General features: G+C 43.7%; 16 protein-coding genes. 8 read left to right on the forward strand and 8 right to left on the reverse strand.

Annotated elements, in window-relative coordinates; translation table 11 throughout:
- Nucleotides 1-124 precede the first annotated feature (124 nt).
- The 4 genes from B4Z90_RS03100 (at nt 125) to B4Z90_RS03115 (ending at nt 4,363) form a co-directional block, all read left to right on the forward strand.
- Nucleotides 125-307, forward strand: coding sequence for a hypothetical protein (locus tag B4Z90_RS03100; protein WP_088162362.1), 183 nt, complete (start codon nt 125-127; stop codon nt 305-307).
- A gap of 45 nt (nt 308-352) precedes the next feature.
- Nucleotides 353-1,084, forward strand: coding sequence for a PRC-barrel domain-containing protein (locus B4Z90_RS03105; RefSeq protein ID WP_088162363.1), 732 nt, complete (start codon nt 353-355; stop codon nt 1,082-1,084).
- A 524-nt stretch (nt 1,085-1,608) separates the two neighbouring features.
- Nucleotides 1,609-2,160 carry a ferritin-like domain-containing protein gene (locus B4Z90_RS03110; RefSeq protein WP_088162364.1) on the forward strand — a complete coding sequence of 184 codons (552 nt, stop codon included), beginning with the start codon at nt 1,609-1,611 and terminating at the stop codon, nt 2,158-2,160.
- 13 nt (nt 2,161-2,173) lie between these two features.
- Nucleotides 2,174-4,363, forward strand: coding sequence for a catalase (locus tag B4Z90_RS03115; protein ID WP_088162365.1), 2,190 nt, complete (start codon nt 2,174-2,176; stop codon nt 4,361-4,363).
- A gap of 85 nt (nt 4,364-4,448) precedes the next feature.
- On the opposite strand, the gene B4Z90_RS03120 is transcribed toward B4Z90_RS03115, so the two are convergent.
- Nucleotides 4,449-4,913: an ankyrin repeat domain-containing protein gene (locus B4Z90_RS03120; RefSeq protein ID WP_349681250.1), complete on the reverse strand. Its 465-nt coding sequence runs from the start codon at nt 4,911-4,913 to the stop codon at nt 4,449-4,451.
- Nucleotides 4,914-5,147: 234 nt separating this feature from the next.
- Here B4Z90_RS03120 and B4Z90_RS03125 point away from each other — a divergent pair, with 234 nt between their 5' ends.
- From B4Z90_RS03125 to B4Z90_RS03135, 3 genes are read left to right on the forward strand one after another with little or no spacing between them, the layout of a single operon-like run.
- Nucleotides 5,148-10,454: a translocation/assembly module TamB domain-containing protein gene (locus B4Z90_RS03125; protein ID WP_286801362.1), complete on the forward strand. Its 5,307-nt coding sequence runs from the start codon at nt 5,148-5,150 to the stop codon at nt 10,452-10,454.
- Nucleotides 10,420-12,750: a BamA/TamA family outer membrane protein gene (locus tag B4Z90_RS03130; protein ID WP_088162368.1), complete on the forward strand. Its 2,331-nt coding sequence runs from the start codon at nt 10,420-10,422 to the stop codon at nt 12,748-12,750. The genes B4Z90_RS03125 and B4Z90_RS03130 overlap by 35 nt, the downstream gene beginning before the upstream one ends.
- 43 nt (nt 12,751-12,793) lie before the next feature.
- A complete protein-coding gene (locus B4Z90_RS03135) occupies nt 12,794-13,057 on the forward strand; it encodes a SemiSWEET transporter (RefSeq protein WP_198385957.1) in 264 nt (87 codons plus the stop codon).
- Nucleotides 13,058-13,109: 52 nt separating this feature from the next.
- Here the strand turns inward: B4Z90_RS03135 and B4Z90_RS03140 are convergent, their stop codons facing one another.
- Together B4Z90_RS03140 and B4Z90_RS03145 are read right to left on the reverse strand one after the other, a co-directional pair.
- Entirely contained in the window at nt 13,110-13,295 is a 186-nt protein-coding gene (locus B4Z90_RS03140) for a CsbD family protein (protein WP_046675215.1), read from the reverse strand.
- A gap of 96 nt (nt 13,296-13,391) precedes the next feature.
- Nucleotides 13,392-14,375: a YihY/virulence factor BrkB family protein gene (locus B4Z90_RS03145; RefSeq protein ID WP_088162369.1), complete on the reverse strand. Its 984-nt coding sequence runs from the start codon at nt 14,373-14,375 to the stop codon at nt 13,392-13,394.
- 272 nt (nt 14,376-14,647) lie between these two features.
- On the opposite strand from B4Z90_RS03145, the gene B4Z90_RS03150 reads away from it, so the two are divergent.
- On the forward strand, nt 14,648-15,103 hold the full coding sequence (locus tag B4Z90_RS03150) for a PA2169 family four-helix-bundle protein (RefSeq protein ID WP_088162370.1): 456 nt from the start codon (nt 14,648-14,650) through the stop codon (nt 15,101-15,103).
- A gap of 212 nt (nt 15,104-15,315) precedes the next feature.
- On the opposite strand, the gene B4Z90_RS03155 is transcribed toward B4Z90_RS03150, so the two are convergent.
- The 5 genes from B4Z90_RS03155 to B4Z90_RS03175 form a co-directional block, all read right to left on the reverse strand.
- Nucleotides 15,316-16,500, reverse strand: a complete 1,185-nt coding sequence (locus B4Z90_RS03155; protein ID WP_088163677.1) for a glycoside hydrolase family 76 protein — start codon at nt 16,498-16,500, stop codon at nt 15,316-15,318.
- 67 nt (nt 16,501-16,567) lie between these two features.
- Nucleotides 16,568-17,692: a glycoside hydrolase family 76 protein gene (locus B4Z90_RS03160; RefSeq protein ID WP_088162371.1), complete on the reverse strand. Its 1,125-nt coding sequence runs from the start codon at nt 17,690-17,692 to the stop codon at nt 16,568-16,570.
- 13 nt (nt 17,693-17,705) lie between these two features.
- Nucleotides 17,706-18,848: a SusE domain-containing protein gene (locus tag B4Z90_RS03165; RefSeq protein WP_075993610.1), complete on the reverse strand. Its 1,143-nt coding sequence runs from the start codon at nt 18,846-18,848 to the stop codon at nt 17,706-17,708.
- A gap of 73 nt (nt 18,849-18,921) precedes the next feature.
- On the reverse strand, nt 18,922-20,547 hold the full coding sequence (locus B4Z90_RS03170; RefSeq protein ID WP_286801366.1) for a RagB/SusD family nutrient uptake outer membrane protein: 1,626 nt from the start codon (nt 20,545-20,547) through the stop codon (nt 18,922-18,924).
- 11 nt (nt 20,548-20,558) lie between these two features.
- Complete coding sequence (locus B4Z90_RS03175) at nt 20,559-23,996, reverse strand: TonB-dependent receptor (RefSeq protein ID WP_286801368.1); 3,438 nt, start codon at nt 23,994-23,996, stop codon at nt 20,559-20,561.
- Between the last annotated feature and the right edge of the window lie 194 nt (nt 23,997-24,190).

The raw sequence follows: 24,190 nt of genomic DNA on the forward strand, positions 1-24,190 counted from the left end.
CGCCGATGTGCAACTCTTACTTTTCTACCGTTTTCAAGCTGACTTTTACCTGGCAATCTTGCTTAAACGAAATTTTTTCAAACGAAGCCCCATAGCGGTTGTTCTTTTTTAAAAAAAAGTATATATGGCACATTTAGAAGTAAAACCGAGAAACGGAGCGCCCTGGTGGCTATGGCTGCTGCTTTCACTTATCGCGCTGGGATTGGTCCTGTATTTTATAAACCGTTACAACAGTGACGCCAGGTTAAATAACCCCACTCCAGATACAAGCATTAACGAAACAGCGCCGCAAACAGATACGCTTTAGACTCCGTTGCATATAAAAAATTGATCACCCAATAAAATTGAAGACATGGCATTAGAAGAAAAAAAATATAATCATCTGATTGAACTCGGTGGAAGCGACTACGAAATTGTCGATGGCGAACCTGATATCCGGGGCTGGAAAGTAAAGAATGAGGCCGGCCAACTGCTCGGCAAGGTAGATGATCTGCTCTTTGACCCTGAAAGCCAACAGGTCCGTTACATCATTATCGATCTCCATGACGCCGAATTTGTTATTGACGAAGATAAGAAAGTATTGGTCCCCATTGGACTGGCGTCGCTTTACGATGGCACACAGATTCAGGCCAGCAATGAGGAAGCTTACCCGACTCCAGCTGTCGAACCGATCGACCATAGCGTGATACTAACAGTAGACGAAATCCCAACGGAAGAACCCGCAACCGATTATCTGTACAATCCTGCCGATGATGGCGAAGTTGTGGTGATATCCGTCAACGAAGATCAGTTAATCCGCCTGCCTGCTTATCAACAGGATCAGCTCGATCCCGAAACAGAACTTAGTATCCGTCATGTATTTGAAGGCACCGGCGATGTGGGTTTTATCGTGAACGAAAGCAGCTATCACCCGACGGAATTCTATGATCATTATCACTTTAGTGAAGACACGTTCTATAGCGGCGGGAAAAAGACCGAAGGTCTTCCGCCGGATCAGACCCAACGGACCCGAAGAGTGACTGCCAGACATGAGCAAACCACAGGACATGAGCCAGGCACGCTCGACAATAACAGTGAATTATAGGATAATCAGATATAACTATTATATCAGGAACTATTACATCAGGCTTAAATTACAGCATTTATTTAAGCCTGATGTCTATTTATAGCTATTTTATCGGGCCGTATTTTCTAGCAATTTTTACCTGGCTGCTATGGTAAGCCGCTGTTCAATTGAATTTACGCGTATTGGTCTTTCTTAAGTGATGACTTATTCATCTACCTTGCCTTTTGCATATAGTAAATCATCACCGGTAAGCATGGTTTTGCATATTGGATAGATGACGGTATCAGCCCATAGCGGATTGCTGTTTAAATCAGTGGACCGATCAAATTTTGCAGGAAAGACTGCTTGTCCCAGTCATGAAGAATGTTTTTTTAAAGCTAGGCACCTTTCCACCTAGCTTTTTTTTATTGTATCCAGTTTTGTTTCAATAGCTTGAACGCTTCCGCATATTGGTTGCTTTTTTGTAAAAAAGCAAACGATTTATTTCGGGCATCCGTTCATGAAGTAAACATAAGTTTATTTACTTTTCTAAACATTGGATTATGAAACAAGAAACTGGAACTACGCCAAAATTTAAAGTTAAGGCTACTGTTAAAGCTGATCCAGCGTTGCAGGAGCTCTTTTTGGATGAAATAATGGACCTCTACTGGGCCGAAAACCATCTTGTCAAATCGTTGCCAAAAATGATAAAAGCGGCATCATCACCGGCATTGGCCACTGCTATCGAAAATCATCTCAAGGAAACAGAAGAGCACGTTTCGCGGCTGGAACAGATATTCAAGCTATTGGGCAAAGAAGCACTGGCTAAAAAATGTGATGCAATGGAAGGGCTTACCAAAGAAGCGGAGGGCGTCATCGAAAGTACTCCAGTGGGGACCGCAACCCGGGACGTGGGTATTATTTTGGCTTCTCAAAAAGTAGAGCATTATGAAATCGCCAGCTATGGTGGTCTGCTCCAGCTTGCTGCCACATTGGGACTGCAAGAAGTGGCCGAATTGCTTGAGCTGACACTCGGAGAGGAACAAACGGCTGACGCAATGCTCACTGAGGTGGCTGAAAATAAAATTAACTATACGGCGGCACAAGAATTATAACACATCAAGTAACATGAAAAAGAGAGAAACAGAAATAAAAAAGGGCAAACAGCCTGAAAACGAAAAAACAAAATCATTAGGTCAGCATATAGCCGATGCGACCGGCCAATTGATGACCACCGACCAGGGAGTGAAGATCAACGACGATCAAAATTCATTACGTGCAGGTGACCGCGGAGCTACGCTGCTGGAAGATTTTATCCTACGGGAGAAGATTACCCATTTTGACCACGAACGTATCCCCGAACGCGTGGTGCATGCCCGGGGATCGGGCGCACATGGCATTTTTAAGTTGTACAAACCGCTGGGAGAGCTGACCAAAGCTGGTTTTTTGAACGATACAGAAATAGAGACCCCGGTATTTGTACGTTTTTCTACGGTCGCTGGTTCCAGGGGATCCACAGATCTGGCCCGTGATGTTCGTGGCTTTGCCGTCAAATTCTACACACAAGAAGGAAATTTCGATTTGGTAGGCAACAATATGCCGGTATTCTTTATTCAGGATGCTATGAAATTCCCGGATCTGGTACATGCCGTCAAACCTGAACCGGACAATGAAATCCCGCAGGCAGCTTCCGCACATGATACTTTTTGGGATTTTATTTCCTTGATGCCGGAGTCTACCCATATGATCATGTGGTTAATGAGTGATCGAGCCATTCCACGCAGCTACCGGATGATGGAAGGCTTTGGCGTACACACATTTCGATTTATTAATAAGAAGGGAGAAGCCACCTTTGTTAAATTTCATTGGAAGCCGCTTCTGGGGGTACATTCCGTCGCTTGGGATGAGGCGCAAAATATTTCAGGTAAGGATCCTGATTTTCACCGGCGCGATCTTTGGGATGCTATCGAAAACGGCGCATTCCCGGAATGGGAGTTAGGCGTGCAGATCGTTCCAGAGGCAGATGAGTTTAAATTTGATTTTGACTTGCTAGACTCTACCAAAATTATTCCTGAAGAAGTTGTCCCCGTACAGCGAATTGGAAAAATGACGCTCAATCGTAATCCCGACAACTTTTTTGCGGAAACGGAACAGGCCGCTTTTCACATAGGCAATGTCGTACCAGGGATAGATTTCACCAATGACCCCTTATTACAGGGACGTCTCTTTTCATATACGGATACACAATTGATTCGCTTAGGTGGTCCCAATTTTCACGAAATACCAATTAATCGGCCAATTAACCCATCATACAATAACCAGCGAGACGGATTTATGCGCCAGAGGATTGACCGCGGAAAAACTAGCTATGGGCCAAATTCGCTCGGTGGTAACGACCCTGCCCAGGTGAAGGAGGCAGATGGTGGCTTTACGAGCTATCAGGAACGTATTGACGCGAGAAAAGTGCGAGCACGTAGCGATAGTTTCCGCGATCATTTTAGCCAGGCAAGGTTGTTTTTTCACAGCCAGTCAGAGCCCGAGAAAAATCATATTATTGATGCGTTCAGTTTCGAATTGGGGAAGGTAAAAACCGTCGCTGTAAGGCAACGTATGATTGGTATCTTGTCTTTAGTGGATAAAGGCCTTGCTGCTGAAGTAGCGTTTGCACTTGGATTAAAGGTGCCGCAGGAACCCAAAAAGCCGATCAATCGCAGTTTTCCAGCCGATGCTGACCCCGAAAATTTTGAGCCTATCCAAGTTGAAGGAAAGGTTAAAGTTTCACCTGCATTGAGTATGAAAGATACGGTAAAAGATAGTATCCAAAGCAGAAAAGTAGCCATACTTGCTGCGGATGGAGTTGATGCGGTATCTCTGCAAACGGTAAGCGAAGCGATTGTAGCCGCTGGTGCGGTAGTGCATGTTATTGCCCCGAAACTGGGCGAGATCACGGCCTCTGATAATTCGAAAATCCCGGTTGAAGAGAGCTTCCTGACAGGGGCATCTGTACTGTATGATGCTGTATATGTGCCTGGTGGAAAAAATAGTGTGGCAACACTGGAAGCGGAGGCAAACGCGGTACATTTTCTGAATGAAGCGTTTAAACATTGTAAAGCAATTGCAGCGGATGCGGATGCAATTCAGGTATTGGAAGCTACTTATTTCTTCGATAAGCTTCCCGACGAATTTTCAGAGGAAACTGTGCTTGAAGAAGGAGTCATTGTCGAAAAAGACGCCAGTTACTTAGCGGAGAAATTTGTCAAAGCAATTGCGCAGCACCGCTTTTGGGAGCGTGAAAAACCAAGACAGGTACCGGCTTAGAAAAGTGGCGGTAACAATAAAAAAGCCCGGTAATACGCCGGGCTTTCGCTATTTAAGATGGTATTTATCCGATCGGATCTTTTCTTTAGTTTGCCAGTATCGCAATCGCGCCTTCATTGCCCTGCTGGGCCGCAAGGTCGCATACAGAAAGCCCGCGAACATCAAGGAGCGTTGGATCTGCGCCCTTGTCGAGCAACAGTTTTAACACATCATTTCGGCCAAACATGGCCGCAAACATCAGTGCTGTACCGCCGTTGCCATGTTGTAGGTTTAAGTTTGCACCATGTTGAATGAGAATCTCAGCGATATCCTTATAGCCTTTGAAGGCAACCCCCATCAATGCGGTATTGCCACCATTATCCTGTGCATCAACATCGGCGCCAGATTCGAGCAATAGCTTAGCCGCGGCGAGCTGATTATTATAGCAGGCGATAATCAACGGCGTGTAGCCTTTGGTGTCACGGCTATTTAAATCTACCTGCTGTCGAATAAGTTCCTGTAATACTTCGACATTGCCTAGGCGGGCGGCATGTATAATTACTTCTGTCATCTGTGTCATATCGGAATTGTCCTTATTTATAACTAAAAATTACTTGTTTAAGTTATTACAGGAACAAAAGCTAAAGTACAAGGGTTTGGAAAATATTGATCTGCACCGTTTCCCAGCTATTCTTACCTGGTTGTTATAGTAAGGTAACATATACCCAAGGAGATATCAATTCATAATATTCAAACCATTTGCAGTTCTGTGTTGTCCTATCTGTAAACTTAAATCAACAACACATTGAACAGATTTACACGAATTGCTTTAAAAACAATATTGTGGATTATCGGAGGAATAATTACGCTTCTTATTCTTATCGTTTTCCTATTACGCCTACCCAAAATACAGAATTATATTGCTGGAAAAGTAACGCATTATGTCGAAGGAAAGATCGGCACCCCTGTCAAAATTGGTTATATCAATATTGACTTTCCTAAAAAATTGGTTCTGGAAGATATCTATCTCGAAGATCAAAGTAAGGATACTTTAGTTGCCGGCAAAAGCATAGCGGTCGATATCAATATGCTGAAACTTTTGAAGAATACTGTGGAAATCCAAAGCCTGGAAGCCGATGGAATTACCGCCAAAATACGTCGCACCTTGCCAGACAGTGCCTTTAACTTTGATTATATTGTTAAGGCCTTTGCTTCTGAAAAGGAAAGTGAGCCTACCGCAGACACGACTTCAGCACTGCTGTTTAACCTGGATAAGGTTAAGTTTTCAAAAATACATGTGGTCTATGCCGACGAGGTTATCGGCACCAGTGCCGATGTCTATCTCGGCAGCATAAATACCAATATTAAAAAATTTGACTTGACCAAAAACATGGCCTTTGACTTGCCTAAAATTAAAGTCGACGGGCTAAATGCAACGGTAAAACAATGGAAACCAACAACTGATGGATCTGGCCCTTCGGTTGAAGATTTTGGTATCACCGATAAAACTGCACAGACCACATCCCTCCTTCCTGATGTAGGCATACAGGTAGCCGAGCTCAGTAATGTGCTGGTTCGTTATGAAGATGAATCGAGTGCACTTAAATCTCAATTTATCCTGAAAAACTTCTATGCCGCTATCAATAAGATCGATCTCAACAAAGAATTTGTCGACATCCAAAAGCTCGATCTCGACGGTTCGGATAATAATGTCCTGCTGGGAAAAATCCAAAAATCTTCGGTCTCAGCAGCAAAAACCAGCGAAGTTGAAGCCGACAGCAGCAGCGCTGCAAAGATGAACTGGATCGTTTCGGCAAAAGACATTAACATCAATAATACCAATATCCGATTTAAAGACGACAACCAGCCCCGCATCAAGGGATTCGACTATTTTAACATCCAAATGCCGGCTCTCAAAACCAGGCTGACTGATCTCTACTACAGCGCCGATTCCATCAGTGGATCATTGAAAGAGCTTATCGCTGCCGACCATTCCGGTTTTGTCATCAAGCAGCTGAAGGCTGATTTTAACTATAGCAATACCGGTGCGGAAATTAAAAATCTATATGCGGAAACTCCTCGTACCCTTATCCGCGATTACGTTAAGCTAAGTTATCCTTCTCTGGATATCATCGGCAAAAAGCCAGAACTGATCACGGTCAATGCCAACATCACAAAGAGCTATATTGATATGCGCGATATCCTATTTCTCGCGCCCTTCCTGGACACCATGCAGGTAATGAAGCCGCTGTTGGACAAGAAATTTTATATTGACACCCGCGTAACTGGCCGTGTCGATGATCTGCATATACCGAATATCGATTTTAGGACACTTTCCAATACCCGACTGATTGCTAGTCTTCATTTAAAAGGACTTCCCGACATGAATAAATTATCGGTAGACCTCAACCTGAAAAAACTTACCACAGGCCGTTCCGATATCGAGAAACTGGTTTCCAAGTCGATGCTGCCTCAGGGTATCGCGCTACCCAACACCATTGGACTTAGTGGCACATTTAAAGGCGGAATGACTGCCTTCAATACAAAACTTGCATTGGTGACCGAAAAAGGCACAGCCAAATTAGACGGAAAGGTCCAAATGACCAAGCGAGATACCAGCTATGATGCAGCAGTCAGCATTCGTGACCTCAACATCGGTCAAATCATGAAAATGGACAGTACGCTGGGTATTCTTTCTTTCGAAGGCAAAATCAAAGGCAGGGGCACCGATCCAAAAAAACTGATGGCCAACTTTGACGGTAAAGTCACCCGCATGGATGCCATGGGCTACCGCTATCATGATATCGACATGAATCTGTCTGCCGATAAAGGCGCCATAAAAGCTTATATTCTAAGTCCTGATCCCAATATCACACTAAAACTGGATGCCACGGCCAATATGAATTCTACCTATCCCAAAATAGCATTCGAACTAGTGGCCGACAGCATCAACCTACAAAAGTTAAAGCTGGTGCAAGATGCTATCAGCTACCGCGGTAAGCTCAGCGGTAATTTCAGCACTGCAGATCCAGACTTTTTGAATGGCGAAGCACATATTACCAATTCGTTGATCCGATATAACACTGATCGTTATGCACTGGATACTGTCTCCCTCTTGGCCAAGGCCGATACAAGCAGTAATCAATTGGTATTGCGTTCCGATTTTTTAAATGCCCACTTGGTCGGCAAGTACAAAATGCTGGAACTGCAGAGTGCCGTCCAAGATCTCCTGCAAGTGTATTATAAACCCGAAAAGCCGGTTAAGATTCCGCCCTACTCGCCGCAGGTCATCGAATTTTCAGCACAACTTACCCGCAATAAACTCATCCAGGACTTTCTTCCTGAGCTGACGGAAATGAAAGCCATTACCCTGGATGGTCTCTTTAACAGTACATCGAAAAACCTATCGGCCAAATTAGATGCACCACGCGTGGTCTATGGTGGTACCGAGATCAACAATGTTACCCTAGATATCAACAGTCTGGACAGTGCCCTTTACTATTCGGCCTTAATCAACAAAGTTAAAGTCAGCAGCATTGAACTCACCAACACCGTTTTTAGTGGAAAGGTCGCGCAAAATACGGTTAATCTGGGGGTGTGGATCAAGGATAAGCATGATAAAGAACAATATCATCTGGGAGCCGATATGCAGGCCAAAGATGGTGTATTTGTATTCAGCTTACTACAGGACGGCTTAATGCTCAACTACGATAAGTGGGATGTGGCGCCCAACAACACCTTAAAATTTGGTAGCGACGGCCTATTGGCTAATAATTTTGTCCTCAGCAACAAGGGACAGGAACTGCGCATCGCTTCTCAGGACAGCATCCTGAACTCACCAATTGATGTGGCTTTTAAAAACTTCCGCATCGAGACCCTGAGCAAGATGGTTATGAGTGATAGTCTGGATCTTGGCGGCGGCATAAACGGACAAACGACGCTATCCCGACTGGAAAGCAGTCCGGTTTTTATTGCAGATATGACCGTAGATAAGTTTTACTTCGGAAAAGATACCGTGGGCAACGTCAATATCAAAGTTAATAATGAACGCGAAAACACCTACAATGCCCATGTGAGCATTACCGAAAATGGTAACAACCTCGTCCTGAGCGGTGATTTTATCAATCCGCCGCAAGGCGACGCAACGCTCGACTTCACACTGGATATCGCGCCACTGACGATGAAGACGGTACAGGCATTCAGCATGGGAAATCTGAAGGATGCCAAGGGTAACCTGGAGGGCCAGCTAAAAATAGCAGGATCGCCTTCAAAACCACAGATTAGGGGTGACCTTGATTTCAGGGAAGCCGAGTTCAATGTGGCCATGCTCAATGCCCTATTCAAAGCAAAGGACGAACAGATCCGTTTTGATCAAAATGGAATATCGTTCCCCAAATTTGAACTCGAAGACAGCAAAGGCAATATTGCCCAGGTCAGCGGTTCTGTCAATACCCAGACCTATACCGATTTTGACTTTGACCTCAACATCGTCATGGACAATTTTGAAGTACTGAATTCCACGCAGGCAGACAATGATCTATTTTACGGAAAAATGTTTCTTGGCACCGATCTGCAGATCGGCGGAAATCTTAACAAACCCGTTGTAGACGGTACAATCAAGGTCCTAGACAGTACCGATTTCACGATGGTGATGCCAAACAATGATCCCGGTATGGCCGATCGGAAGGGCGTGGTCGAATTTGTGGATAAACGGGATACGGCTACCGCAAATGCGCTTGCCAGATTAGATTCTATGACTGTAACAAAGCTTACAGGAATAGACGTCGATCTGAACCTGCAGACTGATAAGGACGCCAAATTTAAGATTCTGCTCGACGCAGGATCACAAGATGCCCTAAACATTCAAGGCGAGGCTGAATTAAATGCAGGTGTAGATGCCAGTGGTAAAATAACCATGTCAGGAACTTTTACTGTGGAGCAAGGGAGCTATTCATTCAGTTTTGGACCTGCGAGCAGAGACTTCAAATTTCAGAAAGGGAGTACAATTACCTGGAATGGCGATCCATTGGACGCGCAGCTCAATATTACGGCAGTGTACACCTTGAAAGCACCAACCCTGGAACTGGTTGCGCCACAGCTTGGTACGCAGAACGCAAACTTGTATAAGCAAAAGATACCTTTCGACGTGCTGCTGAAAATTTCAGACCAACTGTTTCAGCCACAGTTGAATTTTGATATCGACCTGAATGCTAATAATGCCATCGTATCACAGGACGTCATCAGTAAGGTAGACAATGCACTGACCACCTTACGTGATAATCCTTCCGACCTGAACAAACAAGTCTTTTCACTGATTGTGTTGGGGCGCTTTATGTCGGCCAATCCATTTGAAAGCCTTTCCGGTGGCGGAGGTACAGAGGCACTGGTACGAAATAGTGTCAGTTCGTTTTTGAGTTCGCAGCTCAATCGCCTTGCCTCCGATTTAATTACAGGCGTTGAACTTGATTTCAACCTGACATCAGAAGACGATTACAGCACTGGAACGGCCCAGACGCGCACCGACCTGAATATCGGCGTCTCCAAAATGCTGCTCAACGACCGGCTGAAAGTCAATATCGGATCTAACTTTGAAGTAGAAGGAAATTCACGACCAGGAGAAACTGCCAATAATATTGCCGGCGATATACAACTGGATTATCAGCTTTCACAAGACGGACGGTACTTTGCCCGCTTCTACCGCAAAAACCAATATCAGGTCACTTTACAGGGGCAATTTGTTGAAACCGGAATCGGCTTTATCATCACGATGGACTACAACCGATTTAAGGAAATCTTTATGCGTTCCAAAAAGCTCAAGGAATATTATAATACCGGCAGCAAGAAGTTTAGAAAACGTTTTGATGTCGATCGTATGGAGCAGGATTCGGCTTATCGAGACAGTGTACGCACAGTGATCCGCGACAGCCTGATGCTCCATAGTCCCGAATACCGTAAACGGATAGAGGATCAGGAAAAAGAGCAGCAGCACCGCCAGCAGGTGGACAGCACAGCAAACAGCGCACGGAAAAATAGTGCGCCGAAGCACTTAGACACGATCAAAACCACAGCAATTAAAAATGAAGACGAGGAAAGGGCTTACCATGCAAATTAAACTACACTGGCTGATTGGCCTATTTACGATAAGCAGCATCATTGCTGCCTGTTCGTCGACCAAAAACCTGCCCGAAGGTGAGAGCCTGTACGTGAAGGGAAATGTCAACATCGCATCCGATACCATTTCAAAGAAAAACAAAGAAAAGCTGGCGGCCTACCTTGCCGAATCGCTACGCCCGAAGCCCAACAAGCGCGTTTTGGGGATGCCCTACAAGCTGTATTTTAACAATATGGCCGGCGACACCGCCAACAGCAATTTTCTGAAACGTTTTCTTAAAAAAATAGGTGAAGAACCCGTACTGCTGAGTGAGGTGAACAGGGAGTACAATGAGAATCTACTGCGCAACCGGCTTGAGAATATCGGTTTTTTCAATGCGGAAGTTACTTCGGATACAATCGTTGAAAATAAAAAAGCTACGGTAGACTATACCGCCAAGCCCAATCTGATCTACCGGATCAGATCCATCACTTTTGATGTCGACAGCAGCACGCAGCTGGGACGCGATATCCGCGCAACTTCTGACCGCAGCCTATTGCAGGTGGGCAAAAACTATAGTCTTGATGTCGTGCTCAATGAACGCGACCGCATCGACAACATCCTTAAAAATAAGGGTTATTATTATTTCAGTCCAGACTATATTCTGGTACAGGTAGACAGCACCATCGGGGATCATAAAGTCAACCTCTATGTGACCGTAAAAAAGGAAACGCCCGAACAGGCAAGAACTGCGTCCAAAATCAATAAGATCTATATTTTCCCAAACTATACCGAAACCGGAGCTGGCTACCAGCAGTCACCGCGGCATGCCGAACTATTTGACAGCAGTTATTATTTTATTGACCCAAATCATACCTTCCGCAAACCAGTAATTGCCAATCACATCTTTTTCAAAGAGGGCGATCTGTATAACCGCGACGCCCACAACAGGACCATCAGCCACTTGGTGAATCTCAACAGCTGGAAATTTGTCAAAAATAACTTTGTGGACAGCAAGGAGGTACCCAATGCGCTCGATGTATACTATTACCTCACTCCCCTGCCGAAGAAATCTATCCGTGTAGAACTGCTGGGAAAAATGGCTTCCGTCTACAACGGTACGGAAGTGAATGTTAACTGGACCTTACGTAACGCTTTTAAAGGAGCCGAGAAGCTCAATATCAACGTATTTGGGGGTTACGAATTGCAGACGGGTGGCAATGCCGATCTGAACTCCAGCTATTTCCGTTACGGTACCGAGGCCACCCTAACCTTCCCGAGGATACTGACACCATTTGGCACCATTAATCCTTCCCGTCAATATATTCCCAATACGTATATCAAGGCAAGGTACGAATTTCTGAACCGGCGCAAAGCCTATACGCTCAATTCGATGGCACTCAGCTACGGTTATACCTGGCAAGAGAACGAAGAGAAACAGCATGATCTGGCGCTGATGGAAATCACCTATGTACAGCCGAGAGGTATTTCGGAAAGCTACAAGATGCAGATGGATACCATTCCGGCGCTGCGGCATGTAATCGATCCCCAATTCACAATTGGGCCCAATTATAATTTCACCTTTCAGAACACCATGAAGAGACACCTGCAGAATACCTTTTATTTTAAGGGCAATCTGGACCTGTCGGGCAATATTCTGGGATTGATCAAAGGGGCGGATTTTAACAAGGGAAAAACGTTTAAACTCTTTGACGCCTACTTCTCGCAGTATATCAAAGCCAGTGTGGATGGCAGGCATTATTTCAAGCTCAGCGAAAATTCACAGATCGCATCACGGGTGAGTATAGGGATGAGCTACTCGTATGGCAATTCGCGTTCCCTGCCCTATCTTAAGCAATATTATGTGGGCGGACCAAATAGTATCCGTGCCTTTGGCGCACGTGCGATCGGACCCGGCACAGTAGCTCCGGAAAGGTTGGGCAATGGACTTTTCTATGCCGATCAGACAGGCGATATCAAGTTGGAGCTGAATACCGAATACCGGGCAAAAATTGCTGGTCCTGTCCATTGGGCCGCCTTTATCGATGCTGGAAATGTATGGCTGCAGCGGGATGATGAGACCAAACCAGGCGGTAAATTCAGCAAGGATTTCCTGCAGGAACTAGCCGTCGGCGGCGGCATGGGATTACGGTTTGATTTTACGTTTCTGATCCTGCGTACCGACTTTTCCGTCCCGTTCCGTATCCCCTATTTACCGAAGGGCGAGCGTTGGGTATTGAAAGATATCGACTTTGGGAGTTCAAGATGGCGAAAAGATAATCTGATGTTTAATCTAGCGATCGGCTATCCATTTTGATCTAGTCATGTCAACGTAATGATCACATAAAACCGAAGTCCTTATGATCAATGAAAACTTTCTGGGTATTATTGCAGGTATCCTCACATCTATTTCTATGCTGCCGCAGCTCATCAAAGTGCTAAAGGAAAAGAATGTGGATGACCTTTCCCCGGTTATGCTACTAACATTAATCATAGGACTTTCCCTATGGGTATGGTACGGCATAATGAAAACCGAAGTACCGATTATCTATTCAAATAGCTTTGCTGTTCTCGTGAACCTTTGCCTGCTGATCAGTTATCTGATTTATAGAAAAAAGACCTAAAAAAAAGGCGGATAACATTTCTGCTATCCGCCTTTAACACGAAAACACTATTCTACAAACCGTTCAACCAACTATTGACCTCATCTTGTGTTTTACCTGTTTTCTTTTGAAGTTTACCTACCAACTCATCTTCCTTGCCTTCTGCATATAGTAAATCATCATCTGTAAGATCCGCATATTGCTGTTTTACCTTACCTTTAATTTCGTTCCAACGACCTTTCCATGTTAATTCGCTCATAATAATTTTCCTTTCGTTTTTTATAAATAGAACAGCCTGCAGCTGGAATCGTTTAAAAAAAATTGTTATCAAATGTTAAAAAATGTTCACGGCGACTTACTCCGTTTTATCAATGGTGGTTTCCTCGGAATCCAGTGGTGCCGGTGGAATTTCATCCACATTCCGCTCTATTTCCTGCGTTTCCACATGTACCGCAAACTCAGAAGGTTCGATCGGAATAGCCATTTCCGTTGCGTACTCTCGGGTAAAAATAGCACCAAAATAAAGGATTGCAGCGGTATAGTATACCCAAAGCAAAATAAGCACAAAAGAACCTGCTGCTCCATAAGTATCCTGCGTTGCCGAACGTTCTAAATAGATTCCGATCAAGTAACGGCCAATCACAAAAAGAATGGCTGTAAATAGAGCTCCGGCGCGAACAGTCTTCCATTGAATGTTGACATCGGGTAAGGTCTTGAAGATCACGCTAAAGAGGATCACAATGACCACAAAGGAAATGACAAAATTGATAAGATTCATGAGCACCACAGTGATATCGGGAAAGTAGCGCTGCAGCTGACCTGTCAAGGCCAGGATCACACCATTTATAATTAACGTAACCACCAATAAAAAACCCAGACCAATAACGAGCGACGACGACAGCAACCGGTCCTGGATTAACTTCAGCCAACCTTTTTTTGGTTTTGGGCGCACATGCCAGATCTTATTGATGGAGTTTTGCATATCGCCAAAAACCGTGGTTGCCCCAAGAATCAAGGTCACCAAACTGATCACCAAGGCCATATTGGATTTTCCGGATAACTGGAGGTTTTGAATGACCTCTTCAATCTGTTTGGCGGCACTATTGCCTACCAAGCCGTTCAGTTCGGTAAAAACCTTTCCCTGAATAGCATCGGCCCCATAAAATATGCCGGCCAGTGCGATCACTAAAACTAGGATGGGGCCGATGGAAAAAACGGTATAGTACGACAGTGAAGCACTATATTTCATGGAGTCTTCATTTATAAATCCCGATACGGTATTTTTAAGTATCGTCCAATACCGCTGCAGCTTGCTTGTATTTTTCTTTTTTACATCCATTACGTTCTTGTTTTTTTTTGGAATTATTTTTTTAAGTTGTTATCGTTTTTAAGAAAGAAACTACTTAAATAGACATAAGGTTTGTTTTTTAAGAAAATTAGGTCTGAACTGTACTCACCTGCCCTTCCCCTTAAATGCGTCTTTAGCCCAATTAATCAAATCTAAGTATCCTAAAAATCAAGAAGTAAGCCCCAGATAATTACATAAAAGAAATAAAGCTAAACTATTGATTAATCTAAGTTGTTCCTCCTAAAAACAACTATTAAGAGCATATGAAAAGTAATCAGAATGACCCCAATATTTTAAATGACCTTATTAAAATCAACAATGACCGCATCGAAGGATACGAGCTGGCTATTGATCTGGCCAACGAGCAGGGCGAAGGTGCCCGTGAAGCCGTGTTCAGAAAGATGATCGGGCAGTCTGAAAAGTTTATTGCCGAACTCAGTCCATTGGTTGAGCTTGCTGGCCAATACGCGACTGACCGGACAAAATTAAGTGGCGAGCTTTTTCGGCTGTGGATGGTGATCAAATCAAAATTATCGGGCGGTAATATGCAAGATTTATTGGAGCATTGTGAGCGCGGCGAGGCAGCGTTCCGAGAGGTTTACGACAAAGCGCTGGCGGAGGAAAACAAGCTGTCTATCGGGGCCAAAAACTTGATCCAGATTCAGCTGAGCCAGCAGCGGGAAGCCCATGAAAACATTAAAATTCTGTGCGGGATCTAGATTTTTCTGCATCAATGAGTCAATGCAAAAATAGTAAGAAAAAAAATAGGCTAGGGAACCAATACCTAGCCTATATAAATACAATAATCTAACTTGCCTAAGTTATCCAAAAAAACCACTGTCAGCGCAAGAATGTTTTAAAAATTTCTCAAAAATTCCGACTGAGCATCAGTAGCGTCGCCCCTATCGTCGTCAGGAAATTGATACATGAATTAATATCCTAGTTTTGCCAAACGTCCATACATCTCCACAAAAGCGCATTGATCTAACAGCCACTTGGATTTTTGCTTTTTCTCCAAAGTCCAGTCGACATCAAAAAGTCCGTCCTGATCCCTCATCTTATACCATGCACGGTCTAGGTTTTTCGCAAAAATATCAATATAGGTTCTATTTCCGTCCTGTTCAAATAAACTGATATATCCCCTCATCATTACAGCATGGAACCATAAGTTACTATTCTTTAACATTGGAAAAGTATCTTGGTCCGTGGTCTGAAAAAAATACGCTAAACAAGCTTTTGCCAGCTCTTGGGCATCAATCAGATATTTTTTTTCCTTGGTAAGCTTGTAAAGCAAGGCTGCTGCTTGCAATATCTGTCCGGAATTATAGGAATACTTGGCCTTACCAATATTTCCATTGAGCTGAATATTATCCCAATAGAGTTTATCCGTTGGGTCTTGCAGACCTGCCTTTGTCCACGCATAGAGTTGTCGCGCTTCATTCAGATAGTCTCCCTCTTTAGTAGCTTCAAACAGCTTTAGTGCAAATACTGCCGCAGGAGCATTGGAACAGGTATTTTTAGATTCTTTTTTCTGTTCACACCAATAGATTCCACCACCGAGCTTGTCATCCGCACCACTTTTTACAAAAGCCCAGATCTCTTTCGCATGCTTAAGATAATCGACCTTTTTTGTCTGCAGATAACTATCGGCAAAGTCAATACCCAACCAGACGTTATCATCATAAAACCGGTCTGATGGCGGAGCAGAATTGATATAGGAAGCATAACCAACAGGCTCTCTGGAATGATCCCTATATTCCATTAATCCTGGCAGCACGCGTTGGTCCAGGATCTTTTGGTAAAGCGCTTTGTTCTTTGGGAGTTCCATCAATGTGTTTACAGCGGAAAAGCTTCCGGAGAATGGCCATAGGTAAGCATATTTCTTTTGCACGGTCGCCTGTTCGGAATTATCAAGATAATCCGCTTTAAAGGTTTCGTCGAAGGGATATTTCTCGGTCAACAGTTGATTTTTGGCATTTCCATACTTAGCGTAAACAATAGCTAACGTTCTTTGGGCACGTTCGGCAGACTGTCCTTTATTGAATTGCCCATAGCCTGTTAAATAGCATAAACCCGACAGCAGCACAGTTGTCGTTATCTTATAGATTTGTCTCATCAGCATATGTATTTTAAGAAGCCTTCGAAACCTTTTGGGTCACGAAGGCTTCTTTGTGTTCATTCCATTATTTTAATTTATTTTCATAGCTTGCTAATCCTTCAAAAAGCATCGCAGCACTTGCATAGGCAGTAATTTCACTATTGCCAATAGGTGGTTGCGCCCAGGACGGACCAAAGAACAGCGTCGGTAGACTTGTTCCCTTGGTCCAGGCAATTTTACCATTATTGACCAAAAATTTCTCAAACTTACTGCGGTAGGCTGCATCAATTCCTTCCTGATTTAAATAGTCTACAAAATATCGTATAAATATCCCTTTAAACAATGCGCCGTCGCCGCTTCCCTCGTCGCGCAAAATATTATTCCCGCCATCGATACAACGTGTGATTGTGTAATAACTAATTTTTTGCGCATCAACCAGATAAAGCTGATCTTTAGTAATCTTAAAAAGCTCCACTGCGGTACCAAGGAACGTCCCCTGATTATAAGTCAGTGTTGTCATATCCACATTACCTGTCTGACCATTAATATTGTCATAAACAGCGCCCGTTGACGGATTGTACAGTGTTGCTTTTTGCCATTCGTAGATCTTCTTGGCCCAGGTCAGGTAGTTTTCATCTTTTGTCAAACGATATAGTCTAGCTGCCAGAATACTAGCTGGCCCATTCGAGCAAGCATTTTTGCTATAGCGCATATCTTTCTTCCAAGCCAATCCACCGCCTGCATATTGCTCATCCCATGCGCCAGCAATATCTGTCCATAAAAGCAATACCGTGTCGAGATATTTTTGATCCTTGGTAATTTCATATAAGCGTAATATGGTCAGTGCATTCCATTCCATGTCATCATAGAATACGTTATAATAGGTATTGCCATTTTTGATCTTCACACCTTCAAACCATTTGCTGAAATAGGCACTATATCTGCTGTCCTTCGTTCGTAGATAGGCATCGATAACAACATCCATCGCATGTGCATTGGGCCAATATTGAAATCCCAGATCGGATTGATTGATCGCATTGTTAAAATACCCGGCCTCATTCCAGAATCCGGCAATCATCTTATCGGAAACCTGCGTTGCAATAGTTGTCCAGCTTTCCTGTACAGTGTCGTCATAGGGGTAGCTGTCCTCAATCTTGGTGCATCCTAAGAGTAGAAACAATAGGGATGACAGTATAATCATTTTATTCATCGGGTCTCCTCCTTTAATTTGGTACGACAGTATGCGTATAGTCTTTGTCGCCTTGTAAAATCATCGATATTTTTGTTGGATGGCCGTCTACTGCATCCGCAAATTTCCATTTATCGTCCCATTGTGAAAGATTGGGCAATATTCGGACGAAATAATAAGAAGGAGCTGATGAACTATTGGGCGGACTGTCCGTCCCGTTTTGAGTTCCCAACTGTAAGGTTTCAGCCTTTCCAGCCTTGACGGTTTCCATTTGGAACTTATAACGTTGGTCACGACCCCAACTTTCCTGTTTAAAATTGATGATACCTGTTGCGGACCAAATTCCCTTACCTTGATAAGGTAGATCCAACACCACAGCTCCGGATGGAGAAAAATAAACGCCCATGTTTTTGATCTCTGTGTAAGTAACTGCTGCCACATTGAAATCAATTCGAATACGATATACTGCTGTCTTGGCAATGCTGTTACTTCCGGTTTCACCTTCTTTTATTTTGGTTTGATCTTCCGAATAGAAAACACGTCCCTCAGCAGACTTGCGATCCGTAAAGGTGTATTTTTTTCCGGCTTCCAATTTTGTAAAGATCTCATATTCACCATTACCTACCAATTTAAAAGGTAAAGATGCGGCAACATCCGTCCCACCCTCAGTCGCCTCTCCAGTGATAAATAATTCATCGGGGATCTCTGCAAAGCCTTCCAGTGTTTTGATATTCAATACTTTCTTTGCTTTGCTCAATACCCGTTTCATTCCACGGATAGCATATACGGACCAGATCACATCGCCGCTCTCACCAGGGTTAATCCCAGCTTTCGTTGCTACCTGATTCAATATTTTGTGACTAATATTGGCGCCGTTTGAGTTTCCATTATTATCCGACGTGACTGTATAAAGAGGCTTGCTAAAATCGCCATCGAGCTTATCAAAAACAACTTCATATTGCGCTGCCCCACCATCGGCCACCAAGGCCGACTCCCATTCAAAATACAGCGCTGCTGAGCTGGAACTTAATAATTTGACAGCTTTTCCATCTGCAGGAGCATATAGGTTCTCAACAGCCGACACCTCTGCGTCGGCGTATTTCATATCGTCTTTTTTACAGGAAACGATGCTCGCAGCCAATGCGACCATTGCTATAACTTTAAAATACCATTTCATGTCTATATCATTAATTTATGGTTCGAAACGTACATTTTTTAATGCGCCGTTTGCGCTAGTTTTTGAATTAAATTTAGTTTGAGTAGCCCAGATTGTTAGGCAATAAATTTTTATTTAGATCGATCTGAGTTCGTGGTATCGACCAGAGATAATCTCTACTTTCATCAAATCGGCGGATATCCAGTTTGATATTACTATTGTTACCACCATATTTAGCACCCAATACCTGGCCGTCCAAATAGGTTTTACCAGCTTTCCAGCGCATGATATCATAGTAACGCAATCCCTCAAGAGCAAGCTCACTTCGCCGCTCATTTCGGACAATTGTTTTCAGATCCCCGGTAGTCGGAAAGTCTAACGCTTTTGATGCTTCAAAACCAGCCCGCTGACGAATAGGTCTGATCGTCATATCCCACACTGCTGCATTGAGTTGTCCCAGTGCTTCTTTTGCTTCTGCATACATCAATAAGATATCGGCGTACCGAAACATGATGATGTTCAATCCAGCATCGTATTTTACCGTTGCTGTTACATCGTAGTATTTCTTTACGTAATACCCTGTGGCGGAAGCGTTGGCACTTGCACCCTGATATTCATCGAGCCGTTCCTTATCTGTTGTACCAGAGCCGGGTTTGATAAAGATCTTACGTGTTGTACCGTCAAAATCAGTCCATTGCCCACCATGAAAAACGATGGTTGCGGCCATGCGTGGATCGCGGTTGACATAGGGATTATTGTCGTTATATTGCGGATCCGTAGCAATGGTATTTCCGCCCAGTGTCAAATAATTATCGACCAGACTTTGTAATGGTGCATAACCATTTAAACGTGCTTGAGCAGAGATTGGTGCTGCATCATATAACTTATTCCAGGTTTTTAATAAAGGTACATAGGCATAATCCAGAATAACCTCTGAATTATATTCATTGGCTGCAGTAAACAACTCCGGATAACTGCGGAATAAAGCGTAAGTGCCAAATTCCGTTTGTTTTTTCATCAGATTTTCACAGTATTCCAATACTTTATTCCAGTTGCTTTCATAGAGATAGGCCCGGGCTTGAAAGGCTGAAGCGGCCCCCTTGGTAATCCGGCCACGGTCGTCTACCGGTAAAGCATCTCTGTTCGGTAGATCGGCCATACATTGATCCAACTCTTGATGGATAAAGGCCATGATAGTCGCTTTTTCTGTCCGAGAAAGAGTCTTAGACTCTTCCAATGAGATATCTTTGGTGAAGAAAGGCACAGCGCCATAGAAATTAACAAGTCTAAAATAGAGAAATGCACGGATAAAGCGTACCTCGGCGATACGGCGTTTTTTGAGTGCCGCATCCATTCCGGGCACACGCTCTACATTCTCTAGATAGACATGGCAGGTCTTAATACCACCGTAAAGATCGGACCACTCTGCCCCAAAACGGCCCAGTGTTGGATCGGCGGTTCCATTACGAATTGCGCGCTGGTCTGTGTTTGAGCGCCCCTCAAAAATATTATCACTCAGGGCTTCATCATTCCACATACGATCTGCTGAATACAGCTGATTATAGGCCATATTGACCATTTTTTCGGCGTTGTCTGGATAGTCCCAAAAATTTTCATCGGTAAAGCGATCTGTTGGCAGCGTATCCAACTTATTACAGGATGTTAATTGGAGAATTGCCATTAAACTCAAGCCTCCAATAAGTATCTTATATAGTTTCATTACATAAAAGGTTAGAATTGAATATTTAATCCACCGCCATAGTATTTCAACGTCGGATAATTGCGGGCACTATTGGCCGAACCACCCATGTTAGAATCAAATTCGGAGGATTCGGGATCTATCCAGGAGTTTTTGCTCAAAGTCAGCAGGTTTTGGGCATTGATGAAAAAGCGAACACGCTGCAATCCCAATTTCGACACGACTTCTTTGGGTAACGAATAACCTACCTGTATATTTTTCAATCGAGCGTATTTCCCGTTGAAAAGATAGAGATCAGAATCTTTCCCAAAGTTGTTGGTCGATGCTGTTGATCCATTTGCAGTCAGTCGGGGCCAGCGTCCATCAATATTGGTCGGCGTCCAGTAATCGAGTTGATGCTGATAAATGGTATATGAATAATTCTGATGAAATGGTTCGATCAACTCTCCCCGGATCATCATATCGCGCTTGCCTACCCCTTGCCAGAACATACTAAAATCAAAATCTTTATAATTCAGGTTATAGGTAAGCCCAAATGTAAAGCGGGGGAAACCATTGCCTAATACAAAGCGGTCCCGTGCATCGATAATTCCATCGTTATTCCGATCGACATACTTTACATCGCCGGGACGCAGATCTGCTGCCGTAATACCGCTCGGCAAGGCCGAAGTTTCAATATCCGTTATATTTTGAAAGAATCCGGCCATCTTGTACCCATAGTAGGAATTATAAGGTAGCCCAACACGCGTCAATTTAGTAATGTTATCGACTGTCGAAATACGGTCATCACCGGGCATCGCAATAATCTTATTGTGACTATCGCCCATATTCGCATTGATCGTGTGTTGGAAATCGCCAGTTGTAGCACGGTAGCTGAGGTTGATTTCCCAGCCCTCATTGTTCATTTCACCTAAATTCTGATTCTTTAGGGAGGTTCCGAATGTGGAAGGTATTTGTGGCGACATCAAGATATCAACTGTACGCTTTTTAAAATAATCGAAACTGGCCGTTAATTTATCATGAAAGAAGGTGGCGTCCAACCCAACATTGAAATTATAGGTTTTCTCCCAGCGCAGATCCAGACTGGCATAATTAAATCCCGCAGCAGAAACAGGTTTGTTGTTAAATCCATAACTGTTCTGATAAGATTCATAGGTAAAATAATACGCATAGTCGTCTACGGCCTGATTGCCAAGAACACCATAGGTAGATCTGATTTTTAGGCTACCGACATGTTGTTTATACCAATTCATAAATACTTCGTCGGATGCCCGCCATCCTAAGGATCCCGAAGGAAAGAAGCCCCAGCGATTAGCTTTCGAGAACTTAGAAGATCCATCGTAGCGAAAGCTAAATTCGGCAAAATATTTACTTGCAAAGTCGTATCCGGCACGGCCGAAGATCGAATTGATACTATTTTGCAGTGTTCCATTTGGTGTCACACGGGCACTCACAGGATCAATAACTGTTCCTGTGGTAGGTGTGCCGAGGACAGGATCAGTAAATTTCATTTTCAGTTCGTTTTGTCGGCGTGTATAGGATTCGTTGGATGCTCCAAATAGACCTGATACATGATGACTACCAAAAGTCCGGTCATAATCCAGGAGCAGCTGAAAGTTCAGTAACGAAGCTTTTTCGTTAAAATCTTCGGTATTGCGGTCTGAATTGACGTAGACCTGAGGTTGCGTGGCATCCGGATTGGAATATAATGGCACCTGGATTCTACGGATAGAACGGTGATCGGCATAGATGTCAGCTCCGAAGATACCACGCAGTTTTAAACCTTCGAAGAGTTTTGCTTCGAGATTCAGGTTGATATTAAAATAGTCGTTATCGTTTTTGATATAGCCGCCTTCATTCAGTTCAGCCAAAGGATTTTGATCTGTCAGTGCATTGTTGACAAGATATTTTCCATTGTCAGCCTGCATGCGATAATAGTAATAAGGCGGAAGTCTGGAAGCATTGATAATGGCACTTCCGGCCGTGTTGCTCATGTTGTTGTTGCGGGTATAGGCTAAGATTGAGGTCAGTTTAAAACGGCCTATCTCTGTACTGAGATTACTCCGCAAATTGTACCGCTTAATGCCAAAGTCCTGTCCGACAAAGTTGCTGGGCTGATTGTAGAAGCCGCCGGAAAACAAATAGGAACTTTTATCTCCACCCCCGGCCACACTGATATTATATTTTTGCTGGAAAGAGTTTTTCATGATTTCCGGCAAGTTCCACCGCTCGATATCCTGATGGGCATATAAGTCTGCAATAGCCTCTGGTGAAAACTGTGGATCCATTCCTGAGTTGGTCAGTGCAAGATTACGAAGGGTCGCATTTTCATATCCTGCAACAGGTGAAAATAAAATCTTAGGTTCTTGCACGCCCCACTGGGTGCCGACAGTCACCGCAGGCCGCTGATTTTGGCGTCCTCTTTTGGTGGTTACCAAAATAACGCCATTTGCAGACCTCGAACCGTATATAGCCGTAGAACCGGCGTCTTTCAATACCGACACCGTTTCGATGTCATCTGGATTGATCTTATTGAGTGTTCCGCCTTCTGTAATAATTCCATCGATCACCACCAGCGGTGCATTACTGTTTATGGTAGATATCCCACGAATATTGATATTCATCGAATTATCATTGGGATCCATGCTTTTCTGTTGGATGGTCAAACTTGGTGAGGCTCCTTGAAGGGCTTGCGTTACATTGCCTACAGGTCGGTTTTCGAAAGTCTTCGCACTGATCTGGTCAACGGCCCCAACAACACGCTGACGTGTCGTGGTACCATAGCCGATTACGATAACTTCTTCGAGCTGACTGTTGCTATTTTTCATGATCACATTGAGCTGCCCCGATCCATCGGTCCGCAGGGAAGACAGTTCTCCGCTCAATGCATCATAACCAACAGAGGAGAATATCAGCGTTGCTTTGGGTGAAAGATTTGTGAGGGTAAATAGACCATCACTATTGGTGGTAGTACCTATAGATTCATTTCCTTTGACCCGCACAGAAACATTTGCGAGCGGTTCGCCACGTTCATTGGTCACACGTCCTTTTACAGGGACTTGATTTGGGATCATCGTAAACTCCCTCGGAACGGACTTTATGGAAGCTTTTGGCTTATCATAAATGACCACAGTCTTATTATCCAACTGGTAAGACAAGGGCTGATCTTTAAAGATCTGGTCCAATACATCCGACAATTGACGATCCCTAACTTTTATGTCAACAGGCTTCGCGTTTACCATCTGTCGTTCCGTGTACAGAAAATTGTATCCCGTCTGAGATTTGAGTTCCCTAAATATTTTCTTAAGGCTCATGTTGGAGTATTCTAATGTTACCTTTTGTGCAAAGGTGGTAGCGCTAACCTGCATAAAAGTAACCAAGATAATTATGGTTGTCAATCGCATAATAAGCCATAGTTTACGGAATAGCAGATACGCTATCTCCTTTTTTCTGATATAATTTTGATACATTTGTAAGGTTTATTTGCAGTGTATTCGAGTCGTCCAAAACAGAAACATACTGCAGATTGGATAGTTAAAATTTAATTGTCCCAAACGGCAACCGAGCTCCTTCAGGATCTTGGTTGCTTTTTTATACCCCACCATCGTGGCTATTCGTTTTGTCGTTTTTTATTCATCGGTTTGTTTATTTAGGTTATTGTGTC

The sequence above is a fragment of the Sphingobacterium sp. UBA5639 genome (assembly GCF_002421245.1).
Classification (GTDB): domain Bacteria; phylum Bacteroidota; class Bacteroidia; order Sphingobacteriales; family Sphingobacteriaceae; genus Sphingobacterium; species Sphingobacterium multivorum.